Source organism: Terribacillus aidingensis (genome assembly GCF_040703035.1).
Classification (GTDB): Bacteria; Bacillota; Bacilli; order Bacillales; family Amphibacillaceae; genus Terribacillus.
In genome coordinates, this window is the sequence record NZ_CP159996.1 from 990,431 (window position 1) to 1,005,756 (window position 15,326).

The 15,326-nt window shown below is 43.8% G+C and carries 15 protein-coding genes; 12 read left to right on the top strand and 3 right to left on the bottom strand.

The features are described from left to right. The first annotated feature begins 1 nt into the window (after position 1). The 8 genes from ABXS78_RS05375 (at position 2) to ABXS78_RS05410 (ending at position 8,915) form a co-directional block, all read left to right on the top strand. The gene (locus ABXS78_RS05375; RefSeq protein WP_366249242.1) at positions 2-1,129 is read left to right on the top strand and encodes a DUF445 family protein; all 1,128 of its coding nucleotides are present in this window, start codon (positions 2-4) and stop codon (positions 1,127-1,129) included. A gap of 72 nt (positions 1,130-1,201) precedes the next feature. Then, entirely contained in the window at positions 1,202-1,552 is a 351-nt protein-coding gene (locus ABXS78_RS05380; RefSeq protein ID WP_095223743.1) for a YlbF family regulator, read from the top strand. Between the two features lie 118 nt (positions 1,553-1,670). After that, the gene (locus ABXS78_RS05385) at positions 1,671-2,900 is read left to right on the top strand and encodes a DNA repair exonuclease (RefSeq protein ID WP_366249243.1); all 1,230 of its coding nucleotides are present in this window, start codon (positions 1,671-1,673) and stop codon (positions 2,898-2,900) included. A gap of 2 nt (positions 2,901-2,902) precedes the next feature. Further along, a complete protein-coding gene (locus ABXS78_RS05390; protein ID WP_366249244.1) occupies positions 2,903-5,722 on the top strand; it encodes an AAA family ATPase in 2,820 nt (939 codons plus the stop codon). Positions 5,723-5,806: 84 nt separating this feature from the next. Then, on the top strand, positions 5,807-6,355 hold the full coding sequence (locus tag ABXS78_RS05395; protein ID WP_095223746.1) for a GbsR/MarR family transcriptional regulator: 549 nt from the start codon (positions 5,807-5,809) through the stop codon (positions 6,353-6,355). A gap of 66 nt (positions 6,356-6,421) precedes the next feature. Beyond that, positions 6,422-7,369, top strand: a complete 948-nt coding sequence (yhaM, locus tag ABXS78_RS05400; RefSeq protein WP_095223747.1) for a 3'-5' exoribonuclease YhaM — start codon at positions 6,422-6,424, stop codon at positions 7,367-7,369. Positions 7,370-7,405: 36 nt separating this feature from the next. Continuing rightward, positions 7,406-8,671: an MFS transporter gene (locus ABXS78_RS05405; protein WP_095223748.1), complete on the top strand. Its 1,266-nt coding sequence runs from the start codon at positions 7,406-7,408 to the stop codon at positions 8,669-8,671. 64 nt (positions 8,672-8,735) lie between these two features. Beyond that, positions 8,736-8,915 carry a sporulation YhaL family protein gene (locus ABXS78_RS05410; RefSeq protein WP_095223749.1) on the top strand — a complete coding sequence of 60 codons (180 nt, stop codon included), beginning with the start codon at positions 8,736-8,738 and terminating at the stop codon, positions 8,913-8,915. Positions 8,916-8,957: 42 nt separating this feature from the next. Here ABXS78_RS05410 and ABXS78_RS05415 read toward each other — a convergent pair whose 3' ends face one another. Together ABXS78_RS05415 and ABXS78_RS05420 are read right to left on the bottom strand one after the other, a co-directional pair. Next, the gene (locus tag ABXS78_RS05415) at positions 8,958-9,836 is read right to left on the bottom strand and encodes a peptidylprolyl isomerase (RefSeq protein ID WP_366249245.1); all 879 of its coding nucleotides are present in this window, start codon (positions 9,834-9,836) and stop codon (positions 8,958-8,960) included. Positions 9,837-9,987: 151 nt separating this feature from the next. Further along, the gene (locus ABXS78_RS05420; RefSeq protein WP_366249246.1) at positions 9,988-10,524 is read right to left on the bottom strand and encodes a DUF3267 domain-containing protein; all 537 of its coding nucleotides are present in this window, start codon (positions 10,522-10,524) and stop codon (positions 9,988-9,990) included. A 174-nt stretch (positions 10,525-10,698) separates the two neighbouring features. On the opposite strand from ABXS78_RS05420, the gene ABXS78_RS05425 reads away from it, so the two are divergent. From ABXS78_RS05425 to ABXS78_RS05440, 4 genes are all read left to right on the top strand, one after another. Further along, positions 10,699-11,046 (top strand): DUF1878 family protein, encoded by a 348-nt coding sequence (locus tag ABXS78_RS05425; RefSeq protein ID WP_141234160.1) that lies wholly within the window; start codon positions 10,699-10,701, stop codon positions 11,044-11,046. Positions 11,047-11,525: 479 nt separating this feature from the next. Next, positions 11,526-12,722: a glycine betaine/L-proline ABC transporter ATP-binding protein gene (locus ABXS78_RS05430; RefSeq protein ID WP_366249247.1), complete on the top strand. Its 1,197-nt coding sequence runs from the start codon at positions 11,526-11,528 to the stop codon at positions 12,720-12,722. Further along, positions 12,715-13,569: a proline/glycine betaine ABC transporter permease gene (locus ABXS78_RS05435; RefSeq protein WP_095223848.1), complete on the top strand. Its 855-nt coding sequence runs from the start codon at positions 12,715-12,717 to the stop codon at positions 13,567-13,569. The genes ABXS78_RS05430 and ABXS78_RS05435 overlap by 8 nt, the downstream gene beginning before the upstream one ends. A 54-nt stretch (positions 13,570-13,623) precedes the next feature. Beyond that, positions 13,624-14,511 (top strand): glycine betaine ABC transporter substrate-binding protein, encoded by an 888-nt coding sequence (locus ABXS78_RS05440; protein WP_366249248.1) that lies wholly within the window; start codon positions 13,624-13,626, stop codon positions 14,509-14,511. 103 nt (positions 14,512-14,614) lie between these two features. On the opposite strand, the gene ABXS78_RS05445 is transcribed toward ABXS78_RS05440, so the two are convergent. Then, positions 14,615-15,088: a transcriptional regulator gene (locus tag ABXS78_RS05445; RefSeq protein ID WP_366249249.1), complete on the bottom strand. Its 474-nt coding sequence runs from the start codon at positions 15,086-15,088 to the stop codon at positions 14,615-14,617. Positions 15,089-15,326 lie beyond the last annotated feature (238 nt).

Consider the following 15,326-nt stretch of genomic DNA (forward strand, 5'->3'; position numbering starts at 1 on the left):
CATGAATAGTGGAGATATTTGGTTGATTTTATCCATGGCGCTTATTGGTGCCTTGATTGGCGGTATCACGAATTACTTAGCGATAAAGATGCTGTTTAAGCCTCATCGCGCTATATATATAGGGAAGTGGCGAGTTCCATTTACTCCGGGATTAATACCAAAACGCAGAAGTGACTTGGCCCGTTCGCTTGGAAAAACGGTCGTTGACCATCTTCTTACGCCGAAGGGCATGCAAGCAAGGCTGGTTGATGAAGGCTTCCAATTGAAGGTCAACAGTTGGGCAAAACGTGAAGTGTTCCGTTTTTTGCGTTCAGAACGAACATTGCGTCAGCTGCTGTTAGATTTTAATGTAGATGTGGATACGGATATTTTGCACAAAAAGACTGCTGAATTACTAAAAACACAGCTGGAAAAACAAGCAGAAAGAGAACTAGGCAGCTTGTTGCCAGAAGAATTGAAAGAAAAGACAGAGGCTGCTGCTGACAGAGCAGCAATGCATATTCAGCAGATGCTCGCAGCTTATATGGATAGCTACGATGGCCGTCGCAAAATACAGGAGCTTGTCCAAAGCTTTCTGCAAGGCAGGGGTTTTCTTGGCAGTATGCTGTCCTCTTTTATGGATCCTAGCAGTGCAGTCGATAAAATTCAGCCTGTTATCATCGAATCTGTCGGGTCAGAAGGCACCCGCCGCTGGCTGCAGCAGCTGCTTACTAGTGAGCTGAATAAGCTGATGAGCAAGACAGTAGGCGATGTAACGGAAACAATTGGTCTAGAAACAGTGGAAGAGGCTATTCAGCAAGTGGTTAGGAAATCGATCCCATTTGATGAGCTGCTAGACACACCAATCCAAGTGTATACGAAAGATATTCAAGACCATGTAATAGAAGAAAAGCTGACCATACTTGTCGGACGAGTTCTCCAGCGTCTATCTGAGCAGGTGCCGGTCATCATGGAACAATTGGAGCTTTCCAAGATGGTCGAGAAAGAAGTATCCGGTTTTCCTCTGGAACGAGTGGAAGAGCTTGTCCTGGCTATCTCTAATAAAGAATTCAAGCTGATCACATACCTCGGATTCCTGTTGGGTGGTATCATCGGGATCGTTCAGGGAGTTATCGCGCTTTTTATCTGATGGCTCGAACTATACAGCGCTCTATCGGTTTGTTATAGTGGAACTTGAGTAAAAATGAGGAGGTACGTACCCATGGCTAATATGTACGATCATGCGTATGACTTAGAAAAAGCAATCCGTGAAAGTGATGAATTCAAAGGCTTGAAAGCCGCTTATGATACGGTAATGAACGATCCATCTTCCAAGCAGATGTTCGAAAACTTCCGTAACATCCAACTTGAATTGCAGCAAAAACAAATGCAAGGACAGGAAATTACAGAAGAAGAAGTTCAAAAAGCACAAAGCGTAGTTCAAGTAGTGCAGCAGGACGAACAAATTGCAAAATTGATGGAACAAGAACAGCGTCTGAACATCGCAATCAATGATATCAGCAGAATCATCACGAAACCTTTGGAAGAGCTTTACGGACAGCCAGAGGCGTAAGCAAAAACCTCCTTGCCATTTGGCATGGGGGTTTTCTTTTGTTTTGAAACCGAACGTGCATTCGCAAGAGGTGCATGCTACTATAGAAGCAAACGACGACTAAAGAAAGGAACCTTCTATGCTGCCTAAACTAACATTCATTCATGCTGCCGATCTTCATCTGGATAGCCAAATGGAAGGATTGACTGCTGCGCATCCTGCTATGAAAAGCCGGCTGCAGGAAAGCACTTTCCAAGCCTTGAAACAGCTTGTACAATGTGCAATATCGGAAAAAGTGGATTTTATCTTACTGGCTGGAGATATCTTTGATGCCAACAGACAATCTCTAAAAGCACTTGTAGCCTTGCGCGAAGCCTGTAAAGAGTTGCAAGAGCACTGTATTGATGTGTACATGCAGTATGGAAATCATGATTTTACAGGAAAACAGCCAATGATGAGTTACCCGGACAATGTACATATTTTTCAATCCGAAAAAGTGGAAACATTCTTCCATGAGAAGAATGGTGAGCCAGCAGCGGCGATCCACGGGTTCAGTTATACGACAAGACATATTAAATCTCGAAAGGCACTGGAGTACGAAGCCAAAGGAGAAGGGATTTACCAGATAGGCATGCTCCATGGCAGTCTGGGGACAGGCGGAGATGCGGATGTCTATGCTCCCTTCAGCGTAGATGAGCTGAAACATACCGGCTTTGATTATTGGGCGCTTGGGCATATACATAAACGCGAGGTATTGTCAGAGCAGCCGCCTATTGTATACCCGGGGAATATTCAGGGCAGACATCGCAAAGAGTCTGGGGAGAAAGGCTGCTATTTGGTGGAGTTGAAGGGCCAATCCTGTGTTATGTCATTTCTTCCCTTGCAGGATATCCGATTTGAAACAGTGGACGTGGATGTCAAAGAAGGATCAGCATTATATGATGTGGAACAGATTTTGCTGGAAAGCTGTCTCCGATGGGAGGAAGCATTTGGGGATGCTGTACTTCACGTGATATTCCATGGTCCTGCTCATCTATTGATGCGATGGAGCCAGGAGGAGCACTTGGAGGAGCTGCTTGAAATTATCAATGAGCAGCAGCAGAATCTGGGCAGCCAGCTTGTACTTGCGGGTTTCACTGTACAGGCAACCCTTGACATGAAGGAAGACCTGCTTCTGGAACGTAACGACTTCACTGCAGCGCTGTACACCACTTCCTATTCAGCGGATGAAATGACACGCAGTTTGGAGGAGTTGATGGGAAATCGTCAATACCGTAAGATCCAGCAGTTTTATTCTGAGGAAGAATTACAGGAGTTGCTTGGGGAAGCGAAACAACTGCTGCTCCAAACTTTATTGGAGGTAGAATAACGGTGCAAATCAGCAGCGGACATATTTATGATTTCGGTAAATGGCATGATTATACTTTCGATTTCCAAGAGAGCTCTCTTGTGATCATCCAGGGGGAGAATGAGGCTGGTAAGTCCACATTAAAAGCTTTTCTTATCTACATATTATTTGGGATGCGTACGCGGGAACTGGATTCTTATAAACCAAGGACAGGGGGTACTCCAGGCGGAAGACTCACTCTCCGTTTACCTGGTGGACAAGCAGTTGTCGAAAGGATCCTGGATCGGCATAATGGTGAAGCTGTCTGCTATATAGGTTCTGAACAAAAAGATCAGCAGTGGCTGGAGGACCAGCTTGGCGGTATGGATGCTTCCGTATTCCGCCAGGTTTTCACATTGGATACGGAAGCACTTGTTTCTTTGCAGCTGACAGACAAAGAACATCTGGGACAAGTCCTATTGGATGCAGGTCAGACAGGATCAGCAGATGTTCATAAGCTGGAGAAAAAGCTGCAGCAGGAATTGCAGCAGCTATTCCGTCCTCAAGGAAGGAAGCCGAGAATCAATGCTATGCTGCATACCGTCTCAGAACAGGAACGCCTTGTACAAGAGCTAACAGACAAGGAAGCGGCTTATCAGCCGGATAAAGAGAAACTGCGCGCAACACTTGAAAAAACAAATGAACTGCAAAATCACAAGGCAGAGCTTCGCGCTAAGATCCGTGTCCAGAAACAAGTACTGCAAGCTATTCCATGGCAAAAGAAGGCCGCTTTCGCGAAGGAACAGCTGAAGCAGCTCGAACATGTGGAAGGTTTTCCTTCTGAAGGATTCGAACAGATGCAGAAGATCCAGTATCAGCTTCAGACTTTGGAAGCTCAATATCATGTCCACAAGAAGGAATCTGCTTTAATACAAAAGGATTTGGTGTCGACAAAAGAGCAGTTGTTGAAAGATGACTTGTACAAGGAATTGTATGAACTGGGTGCCAGGACAGACTGGACAGCTGTGAAGAAACGTATCGAGCTATTGGAGGAAGAGCGTGATAAACTTCGAAATCAGTTAGCTCGTGTGCATCTCAGCTATCCGTATCCAGAATATTTTGCCTGGAATTCACATATGGCGGAAGCCTCCGAGGAATGGCGTCCGCTTCAGGAAAAAATGATGATTTTGCAGGCAGAGAGTAAGCGAATTCACCAGTCTATCGCTGAGAAGAGACAGGAAATAGATAAAATGGATCATCTGCAAAATAGGATCCATCAGAGTTTGCTTTCAGAAAAGGAATATAGGGAACTTCACAACAAGAATGACAGAAAACATAGAGGAAATGATTTACGTAAGAGAACAATTTCACCTATTATCCTTTTGGTTGTTTTTGCAGGGCTATTAAGTGGTATTGGTATTTTGACTGCAAATTGGCTCTTAGCTGGAAGTGGTATTTTTCTGCTGGTTGGTGCTGGTTTGAATTGGCGTCTTGGACTTCAGCCCGGAGGTCATTCTGAGAGCTCTTCCTATATATCCGAAAAACTCACAGAACAGAAAGAGTTGCGAGTCCGCTGGCGTCAATTGGAGGAGCAGCGTCACCCGTTGGAAGTACAGCTTATGGAGTTACAGCAAGAACAGTCTGAGCAAGTAATAAGGAGAGAGTATCTGGAGCAACAGATAGCTATTCAGATAGAGAAATTTCCTTTCTTAACGGACGTGCCACTAGTGTATTGGGAGAAAGCGGTTCACGAGTGGAAAGCAAAAGAGCAGCTGGCAGATACGCAGAACAGGGTAAAGCGAGAGCTTGAAGAGGAGCAGCAGCGCTATACGGATTCTATTGACCGGCTGGGTGACATAATGGGTGTAACAATTGGTGTACGGCCAGAGGAAATAATAGAGCAAGCAGAATATGTAATCGAGTCACAGCAAAAGCTAAGACACGCAAAAGAACAGCTTTTTGAACGACAGCAGGAGATACAGCGGTATTTACAAGAGCTGGATAAGAAGCTCAAGCCGTTACAGGAACAAAAAGCTATTTTGCTTGAAGAAGGCGGAGCTAATGACTACCATCATTTCCTGCACGCAGCAGAGCAATATCGGAAAAGAAAGCAGCTTCTCGAAGAATTGGAGCATTTTCATGTGCAGGTAAGAGCCATTCTGCCAGACGGAAAGTACAGCTCAGTAGAAGTGGAATATGAGCAGGATAGAGTGGAGCAAGTGATTGCCAAACTTGAAACGGAACAAGAGGCTGTGGAGGAGGAGCTAGATAAATGTCGACAGCACGCCGCCACGCTGCAAGTTAAGCTTGCTGACCTTGAATCGGACACAACAGCATCAGCAGCTTATCATGAGCTGCAGCGGCAGAAGCAAGTGCTGACAGCGGCTGGACGAAAGTGGGCTGTACGGAAACTTGCTTACGATATGCTTTCACAAACAAAAAGAACGTTTCAGGAAGAACGATTTCCGAAAGTCCTTAGAGAAGCGAGCAGTTTGTTTTCTCAGGTAGCAGATCAGTATGGCGGGCTGGCACTGACAGAAGCGGGTAGTTTGGTTGTGAAAGATCGATACAGCAGGGACATTGCCTTGGGACAGCTTTCAAGAGGCACGATTGAGCAGCTTTATCTTTGCATGCGGCTTGCACTCTCCCGACATCTTGGTATGCAGCAGAGCTTTCCGTTATTGATTGACGACGCATTCAGCCATACAGATATTGAAAGAAGAGGGCGCTTTCTTCCTATACTTCAGGCTGCTGCGGATGTGCAGCAGATTATTTTATTCACGTGGGAAGAACCGGCACCTGAATGGACTCAACAGTCTAAATTGCTTCAGCTTGAAAAAACGCAGAAAACTGGTTCGTTGTAGCGTTTTAGCATTCGCAAAAAGGTGACAATAATGGTAAACTGGTTAAGATAAAAATTGGATTATTGTAAGCTGGAGGGTCGGGCAGTGCCGAGTAACGAAGAAAATTGGGCTAAATACGAGGAATCTATCGAAAAATTCATACAGGTCATTGCCAAGAATATGAATTTATATGGAATCACCTCATCTGTTGGCCGGCTATATGGTGCGCTTTATTTTGCGGATCGACCAATGACATTGGATGATATGAGAGATGCTTTGGAGATGAGTAAAACAAGCATGTCAACAGGAGTCAGGGCATTAGCTGAGATGAAAATGGTAGAGCCTGCATATAAAAAAGGTATGCGGAAGGATCTATATAAATCGGAGGAAGACTGGTACAAATCTTTTACGTCACTCTTCGGAAATAAGTGGGAGAAAAGTACGCAATCGAATCTGGAGGAAGCTGAGGAGACGATTGAGGAACTGAAGCATTTGAAGGAAGATGTTGAGGATCCAGAATTAATTGAGAGAATCGACAAAGATATTGACCGTCTTCAATATGCTCGCGATTATTACACGTGGCTCCTGCAGTTCATCAATGTGGTCGAATCAGGAGAAATATTCAAATACGTTCCAAAGCCGCCAAAGAGATAAAGGGCATTGGAGCATGATGCCCTTGCTGAATAGTAAGGGCTGTATTTATGAGGGAGGAGAATAGCGTTGAAAAAAGGTATTGGGTATTTTCAGGTAGGCGATAAATTCGATAGCTTTCTGCTGATTAAACAAGCAGACAAAGCTATTGCAAGTAATGGTAAAGCTTTTATGACACTGATATTAGGTGATGATACCGGGGATATCGAGGCGAAGCTATGGGATGCATCACCTGCGGATGAACAGCGCTATCAGGCTGGCCATGTAATTAAAGTCCAAGGTGAGGTAAACGCATTCCGCGGTCGTCTGCAGCTTAAAATACAGGCTATTCGGGTGGCAGAACCGAATGATGGAGTCCATGCGCATGACTTTGTCAAGCGGGCGCCGCTTTCGAAGGAACAGCTGCTGGAAGAATTGACATCATTCATATTTGATATGGAGAATCCGAATTTACAGCGAATTACGAGGTATTTTCTATCCAATTATCAAGAGCAGCTGCTTGCTTATCCGGCGGCAGTACGTAATCATCACGAATTTGTTTCCGGGCTGGCTTTCCATGTTGTATCGATGCTACGGATTGCTCGCGAATTGAAAAATCTGTATCCGGAGATCAATAAGGATTTGCTTTATGCAGGAATCATTCTTCATGATATCGGTAAATTACGGGAACTCTCAGGTGCAACGAATCCGACTTATACGGTAGAAGGTAAGCTGCTTGGTCACATTTCGATCATGTCAGATGAAATCGCCCAGGCCGCCAGAGAATTGCAAATCGAGGCAGAAGAAGTGATGATTTTACAGCATATGATCTTAAGCCACCATGGCAAAGGGGAATGGGGCAGTCCGAAGCCGCCGCTCGTGCGTGAAGCTGAGCTTCTGCATATGATCGACCTGATTGATGCGAAAATGAATACACTGCAGCGCGTCATGGATAAAGTAGCGCCGGGAGACTTTTCGGAGCGCGTCTTCTCTTTGGAGAACCGCAGCTTTTATAAACCTGCTTTCGAGCGCGAGTGAAAGTAATAGAGAGAAAAATAGAATAGAGGGAATTATATGAGATGGAAGGATTGGGATCGCAATTTAAAGATCCGCTTGCTTGGGGAAGCAATGATGAATTTTCTATTCTGGGCCTACTTCCCGTTCATGACGATCTTTTTCCAAGATGCTTTCGGGAAGGACAGAGCTGGATGGCTGCTCATGTTATCTCAAGCGCTTTCCGTACTTGCAAGCTTAGTAGGGGGATATTGTGCTGACCGCTTTGGCCGAAGAAGGATGATGAGTATTGCGGTTGCCGGTCAATCCGTCACCTTCCTCGTGTTTGCATACGCCAATTCACCGTGGCTGACATCATCAGCCTTGACTTTCCTTGCATTTAGCTTCCTTGGTATTTGGAGTGCGTTGTATTGGCCAGCATCACATGCGATGGTAGCCGATGTGGTTAAGGAGAAAGATCGAACTGCCGTTTTCGCGGTCTTCTATACAAGCCTCAATATAGCTGTAGTGGTAGGGCCGTTGATTGGGACCGTTTTATTTTATTCGTACCGTTTTCAAATGCTGCTGGCTGGTTTCCTGCTTACTGCCATTTTATTTGTCATTATGCAAGTCTTCATTCGTGAAACAGTGCCGGAGAAGAAACAAGAGAAAGCAGATCATGCAGCATGGTATAAAGCTGTCTGGAAAGAACTCCAGACATATCGCATCATTGCTAAAGACCGAACTTTCCTCCTTTTCATCGTGGCGGGTGTGCTGGTTGCGCAGACGTTCATGCAGCTGGATATCCTGATAGCTGTTTATACCAGCGAAGTCATTACCAATCAAACCGTTTTTGCACTTGGTGATTTCCGCATAGAGGTGGATGGAAAACAAGCATTTTCACTTATCCTGGCTTTAAATGGTTTGTTAGTAGCTATATTCACAGTATTTACATCCAAGTTTGTCACCAAATTCCGGATTGCCCGAGTGTTTGTCGCATCAAGCATTGCCTATGCTGCAGGTATATGGCTTTACGGGATGACGGAGAGCTTCTGGATTTTTGTGGTAGCAATCATTCTCTTTACAATCGGGGAGCTTATGGTAGTTGGCTTGCAGGAAAGTTTTGTCGCCTCGCTGGCCACAGAGGAAAGCAGGGGGCAATACTTTTCCGCAGCAAGTCTTCGCTTCACACTTGGGAAGCTGCTTGCGCCGCTTAGCCTTGTGCTCGTCAGCTATATGAGCTATCAGCTCACATTCACGATTCTTGCTTTGCTAGCTCTAGTGAGTGCCTTCGTCTATAACGCGATGTTCAAACGCTACCAGAAGGAACAGCGGGCAGCGTCCTGATCTTTGTCATGAATCCTTGTCCACATGCATAGATATTACACAACAAGGACAAGGGGGTATTACAATGCCGGATATTCCATTGTGGGTCATGCTCATTTTTCTTTGCATGATCGGCAGCGGCTTCATGGCATTCCGGACGCAACGGCATGATTATCAAACAGAGAAGCAGTTCATCGAGCGGGAAGGAAATGTTTATATGGAGCGTATCGAGGAAGAAAAAGCGAGACGTGCAGTTAAAAAGTAATGAAAAAAGACCGAAACGAATTCGTTTCGGTCTTTTTTATTATCAGCCGGAAGTTGTAGATGTAGAAGTCATATCATCAATTAGATCTTTATATTCGTCGATCTTGATATCAAAGTCTGCATCTTTTAGAATTTTATTGATTTTCTCTTGCTGTTCAGCTGAATCTACTTTCTGGATAGCTAGTTCTGTCTTGATTTTATCACGTTCTTCATCAAGGGAACCAACTTCCTGTTCTGTATCACGAGTGTCATCCAAACGGATGATGTGCCAGCCAAAGCTGGATTCTACTGGTTCACTGATATCACCTTTTTTCAGTTTGTAAGCTGCATCTTCAAAGGCAGCATCCATTGTACCAGCAGTGAACCAATCCAGAGAGCCTTTATTTTCCACAGTTCCAGTATCAGTGGAATATTCTTCAACAAGCTTATCCCATTCTTCTCCATCATCCAGCTTTTGTTTTACTTCTTTCGCTGTATCTTCATCGGCAACAAGAATGTGGCTTGCATTTAGATCTGTTTTCATATGATCATAGCGAGTTTGGATTTCTTCATCAGAAACGTCCACGCCATCCGCAATTGCCTGCTGTTGAAGAAGGCTTGTTTTCACGGATTCGCGGAAGGCATCTTCATCTGCATAGCCGGCTTGCTGCAAGACAGATTCGAAAGTATCTCCATACTGATCCTTTAATTTGTCAACCTGTTCGTCAATTTGTTCTTTGTCCACATCATATTTATCGTCAAGGGCCTTCTCGAGAACCATTGTCTGTAATACTTGAGAACCGTATTTGTCACTTAGTTCCTGATAGTAATCCTCTTTGGAGATATCCCCAGCTTTTGATTCTACCACTGTCTCACCGGAACCACATGCTGATAGTGCGACAACGCTTGTCGCGAATACTGCAGCGATAGCCAATTTCTTCATGAAAACAAACACTCCTAATCCACTTATATTTGATTGGCGGCTTGTCCGCCGTTTCCCCATAAGACAATATATCACATATTCAAGGATAAAAGGGAACCTGTGGCGGCAATTCCACAGTTTTTCCATATGTAAAAACGCTCCAGGGGGAGCGTCATTTGACCAAAATATCATAGCTTTTATCCGTCCCGGCAATGACACACTTGCGCGGGGCCTGCAATAAATTGCAAAGGTAGAAGCCATCTGAGAAGGTCATGCCTGCATTCACACTGACAAGAAGGATATAATAGATAGGCATCGTATCCATGAGAATCGCTCCAATCAGCAAAGGCAGGGTAATTAGTATAGTCGGCATAATTAAGGAAAGAAACGGAATAATCCGGCTTGTCTTGGTTCTAACCTTGAAATGCAGGGTCGGAATGAATTGTCTGCTCCATTGCAGTTTATATTCACAGCGCTTCCCTGTTATCCAAAAAGGAATCAAATGTGTGATACCGTGGATGAGCGGAAGCATATATAGAGAAATTATTGATAGTAATAGACCAGTTTCTTCTAATTTCATTTTTGGGTGGATGAGCGTCAGCATCGGATAAAGAATGATGAATGTCAATATACCTATCATTGTGGAAATAAGGAATATCCGATTGGTACCGAGATCTTTCTGTGCATCGACACTTCTCCAGCAATTCATGTCCAGTGGCTCCCTTCAGTTGACTTAAAATTAGGGTCAGCTTTCTTCACTTAAGAGATATTAGTACGTTTGGGCGGGAAAATCAATAGCTTTCCTGGAAATTTTACTTTAAAATATAAGAACAAGATCCGTTTGTATGAAACGGTCAGTTTGAAAGGCAAAGGAAGCGTTTTTATGGAGGAAGAAAAAAAGAGTACGCTGTCTTTTCATCTGCATTTAATTGCAGAGACTGGAGTGTTGGATAAATACCCTTTCCGTAAGCTCCTCATAGAACGGAATATAAATGAGGAGGAGTATGCTGCTGTCCTAAAAATGCTCCAGCGGCTTAATAGCTTATATAAGGAGCAAAAGGAAGAGGGCTTGCTTGATTACACGTCGTTGCTTCTGGAATTCGTCGGGATGCTGCCAGAGAAGCTGTATTATTGGGATGTACTGCTGGCACTTCGTGAAGAAAAACAGGACGATACATATAAGGGTCTGGTTGATGAACTGATTTTACTGGATATGAAAAACCGCTATTAGCATGAGCTGATAGCGGTTTTTTCTCTGCAATCTGGTTATGAACTTATGGTTCGGGTTAGCTATGTGATCAGAGGTTTATACCTCTTAATCAAAATTACCCTCTGCTTCAGAGTGATTGACGTTTTTCTACATATAATATAGCCAGCAGCACGCCAGCTCTATGTTAAGTTCCTATAATGAAGTGCTATCATTTTTTTGTCTATATTTAATTATTTTCTCGAGCCTAGAGGAACCTGTAAAGAATGAATGTACTCCATATCAAAGTATTTAAGAGTATTTTGGCGGAAATAGAAGGAAAACAAGCTTATGTTTTGTACAGTATATACTGTACGTACTATATGTTCAGATATAACGATTCATTTCGTTTGATTTGTTTGTTTTTTATGTTTAGTATTAATAGGGTCGAACAAAGGGATAGGAAAATAATCCTGATTATTACAGATAAGTTACAGAAGACTAGTGAAAAAGAGGTGAATACTGTGCCGATTATTAAAGTAGAAAATCTCTCTAAGGTGTTTGGGAAAAACACGAAGGCTGCTCTGCAATTAGCAGAAGCGGGTAAGTCAAAAGAAGAGATTCTAAAAGAAACAGGGAGCACAGTTGGTGTAAATCGTGCTTCATTTGAAGTAGAAGCCGGTGAAATTTTTGTTATCATGGGTCTGTCAGGAAGTGGTAAATCCACTTTGGTAAGACTGATTAATCGTCTGATAGAGCCAACGACAGGTAACATTTATATTGATGGAGAAAATCTGGCAAAGATGGACAAAAAGGAACTTCGTCGTGTGCGCCGGGAAAAGCTGAGCATGGTATTCCAGCGATTCGGGTTATTCCCAAACCGCACGATCTTGCAGAATACAGAATACGGATTGGAAGTTCAAGGAATCAGTAAACAAGAAAGAACAAAAAAAGCGAAAGAATCCTTGGAGCTTGTTGGGTTGGGAAGCTATCTTAACCAATATCCTGACCAATTATCCGGCGGGATGCAGCAGCGTGTAGGTTTGGCACGTGCACTGGCAAATGATCCAGAAGTGATGCTGATGGATGAAGCTTTCTCTGCTCTGGATCCGCTTATCCGGAAAGATATGCAGGATGAACTATTGGATTTGCAGGAAACAATGAAGAAGACGATTCTGTTCATCACGCATGATTTAGATGAAGCACTCCGCATCGGTGATCGCATCGCCTTGATGAAAGACGGTCATATCGTCCAGATTGGCACGCCTGAGGAAATACTTATAAATCCGGCCAATAAATTTGTTGAAAAGTTTGTTGAAGACGTCGATCGGGCAAAAGTACTTACTGCTCACCAAATCATGAAACGACCAGAAACTGTAAATATAGACAAGCACGGCCCTCGTGTTGCACTTGAGCGTATGCGGGAAGCTGGTCTATCCAGTATCTTTGTTGTGGATAGTAAACGCATGCTGCATGGAATCATTACTGCTGATGCGGCGAATGAAGCCAGAAAGAATGAAGTTAAAAACCTATCAGAAATCATTCAGCGTGATGTGCCGACAGTGGAAAAGGATACTTCATTGCATGATTTGTTTGCAGTCATCCATGATTCTCCTATTCCGTTAGCAGTAACGGAGAACGGAAAGTTATTGGGAATTATCGTCAGAGGTGCGGTTATCGGTGCGCTTGCTGGTGAGGGTGAGGTGAATGGCCATGCTTAATTTCATGGAAAATTTAAACACAATACCGGTTGGAGATTGGATGACTACTTTCGTCGACTGGATGACTAATACATTTGCTTTCTTGTTCGATCCGATCAAGGAAGGTTTGGGAAGCTTTATGGGCCTCATTACTGATGGCTTGTCTGCCATTCCTCCAGTCATTTTCATACTGTTAGTTGCTGTATTGGCCTTTTTCATGACTGGGAAAAAATTCGGTTTAGCGATATTCAGCGTTATCGGTTTATTATTTATCTGGAACCAAGATCTTTGGAATCAGCTGATTGAAACGTTCACACTTGTGCTGACCGCCAGTATCCTTTGTATCATCATTGGTATTCCGATTGGTATCCTGATGGCAAAAAGTAAAGTTGCAGAAACAATCATCACACCTATTTTGGACTTTATGCAAACAATGCCTGCTTTCGTTTACTTGATTCCAGCTGTTGCTTTCTTCAGCATTGGGGTTGTTCCGGGTATTTTTGCTTCCCTTGTCTTTGCGACACCGCCAACAGTCCGTTTTACGAATCTTGGTATTCGCCAGGTATCCGATGAGCTAGTCGAAGCAGCGGATGCTTTCGGATCGACTGGACCGCAGAAGTTATTCAAAGTAGAGCTGCCAATGGCAAAATACACTATCATGGCAGGTGTCAATCAAACGGTTATGCTTGCTCTATCCATGGTCGTTATCGCATCCATGATCGGTGCACCTGGTCTTGGTCGCGAAGTATTGGCATCGTTGCAGCGTGCGCAGGTTGGTCCTGGTTTCGTAGCTGGACTTTGTATTTTTGTGCTGGCCATCATCATTGACCGTTTTACACAAAATATTTATAAGAATAAATCTAAATAACTGATAAAGCCTGTAACAGGCTTTCCGTTACGTGGAAAAGGAGAGTTCGGTTACATGAAGAAGTGGAAAACACTAGGTGTGGCTGCTGGTCTGGCAATGACACTGGTAGCAGCAGGCTGCGGCAGTGAGAGCTCCAGCTCAGACAGCATCAGCGAGCAAGTGGATTACACGGTAACAGGCATCGAAGCGGGTGCCGGCGTCATGAAAGCAACGGAGAAGGCGTTTGATGACTATCAGCTTGATGGCTGGGAGATCATGCCATCTTCAAGTGGTGTCATGACAATTGCGCTGGATGATGCGATCGAGGACAAAAAGCCTATTATTATCACAGGCTGGACTCCACACTGGATGTTCGCAAAATATGATCTGAAGTATCTCGAAGATCCGAAAGGCTCCTATGGCGGAGCAGAAGCCCTTCATACACTCACACGCCAAGGTTTTGCAGATGATGTACCTGGTGCCAATAAGGTCCTCGATCAGTTTAACTGGGGTGTAGAGGATATGGAAGAAGTGATGCTCGAGATTAATAAAGGAGCAGAACCGGCAGAAGCAGCTCGGAAATGGGTAGATGCGCATGCTGATAAGGTGGCTGATTGGACAAAAGAGGCTGAGGAAGGTAATAGACAGGAAGTAAGTCTTGTTTATGTAGAATGGGATTCCGAGGTGGCATCTACAAATGTCTTGAAAGTCGTCTTGGATGATTTAGGCTATAAAACAGAGATTACACCGCTTGATAATGCCATCATGTGGCAGGCAGTCGCGCAGGGCGAAGCAGATGCAACAGCATCAGCATGGCTGCCTACGACACATGGTGATCTTTATGAGCAATATAAGGACCAAGTTGTCGATCTAGGTGCCAGCCTCGAAGGTGCAAGAACAGGTTTGGTCGTTCCTAGTTATGTAGATGCAGATTCTATCGAAGATTTGGAGCCTGTAAATTAATTAAGGAAACCTCTTCCTCTGGGAAGGGGTTTTTCTTATGTATGAATACAAGGAATGCTATCCTATCGGAGGAAATGAAATTTCGTTTCAAATTGAACCGCTATCAGCTCGAGCTGGTAGCGGTTATTTTTTCGAGTATAGCAGCAGCTTCTTGATGGAATTGAAGACTGCTGGATAGTTTCTCCTGCATATGCTTCCAATACGGATCATTTTCTGGAAGGGTCCTTTTTAATTGCTCCATAGCCTCGAACTGACGGTTTGTCTGCGTATGCCATTGTTTGACTTGGAGTGTCATCAGCTTTTTATATAAGGGTTCGACATTCGTATAGAAATCCTTCCTTGAGCCTTTAACCCATACACGATCAACGAGTTCCAAGTGAGATAGATTACGGATAGCTATATTTACAGCTGTTTTACTTTTTCCGATTAACTTTGCCATTTGATCCAAGGTAAGTGAACGGTTCTCAATATATAACACTGCGAGCAGCCGAGCTTCGGTTGCGGACAAATGAAACATTTCCCCCGTCCTCGTCAATTCCATTATAAGTGTCTCGTATGAAGAAATCTTTTCATTCACTATAGTTGTTACCTCCCCTTACCTATACAGTTGTATCAAGCTTACACGATATAAAAGGTTAAAGGAATTGCTTCTTTGCATAGTATTTTGGAGCATAAAGGAGGAAATAGAAGGAAAAGTGCTATTAAAGTTTGTTCAGTATATTCTGTACAAACTTTATGGACTGAAATGACAATTTATAGAGTTTGTGTTGTACAAACTTTTTCTATAACATAAATTTAGTCGAGTCATTGTTACA

Bases quoted from the DNA above. Each gene is read 5' to 3' on its own strand.
- ABXS78_RS05375 (WP_366249242.1), top strand. From the start codon at position 2: ATGAATAGTGGAGATATTTGGTTGATTTTATCCATGGCGCTTATTGGT.
- ABXS78_RS05380 (WP_095223743.1), top strand. From the start codon at position 1,202: ATGGCTAATATGTACGATCATGCGTATGACTTAGAAAAAGCAATCCGT.
- ABXS78_RS05385 (WP_366249243.1), top strand. From the start codon at position 1,671: ATGCTGCCTAAACTAACATTCATTCATGCTGCCGATCTTCATCTGGAT.
- ABXS78_RS05405 (WP_095223748.1), top strand. From the start codon at position 7,406: ATGAGATGGAAGGATTGGGATCGCAATTTAAAGATCCGCTTGCTTGGG.
- ABXS78_RS05410 (WP_095223749.1), top strand. From the start codon at position 8,736: ATGCCGGATATTCCATTGTGGGTCATGCTCATTTTTCTTTGCATGATC.
- ABXS78_RS05415 (WP_366249245.1), bottom strand. From the start codon at position 9,836: ATGAAGAAATTGGCTATCGCTGCAGTATTCGCGACAAGCGTTGTCGCA.
- ABXS78_RS05420 (WP_366249246.1), bottom strand. From the start codon at position 10,524: ATGAATTGCTGGAGAAGTGTCGATGCACAGAAAGATCTCGGTACCAAT.
- ABXS78_RS05425 (WP_141234160.1), top strand. From the start codon at position 10,699: ATGGAGGAAGAAAAAAAGAGTACGCTGTCTTTTCATCTGCATTTAATT.
- ABXS78_RS05435 (WP_095223848.1), top strand. From the start codon at position 12,715: ATGCTTAATTTCATGGAAAATTTAAACACAATACCGGTTGGAGATTGG.
- ABXS78_RS05440 (WP_366249248.1), top strand. From the start codon at position 13,624: ATGAAGAAGTGGAAAACACTAGGTGTGGCTGCTGGTCTGGCAATGACA.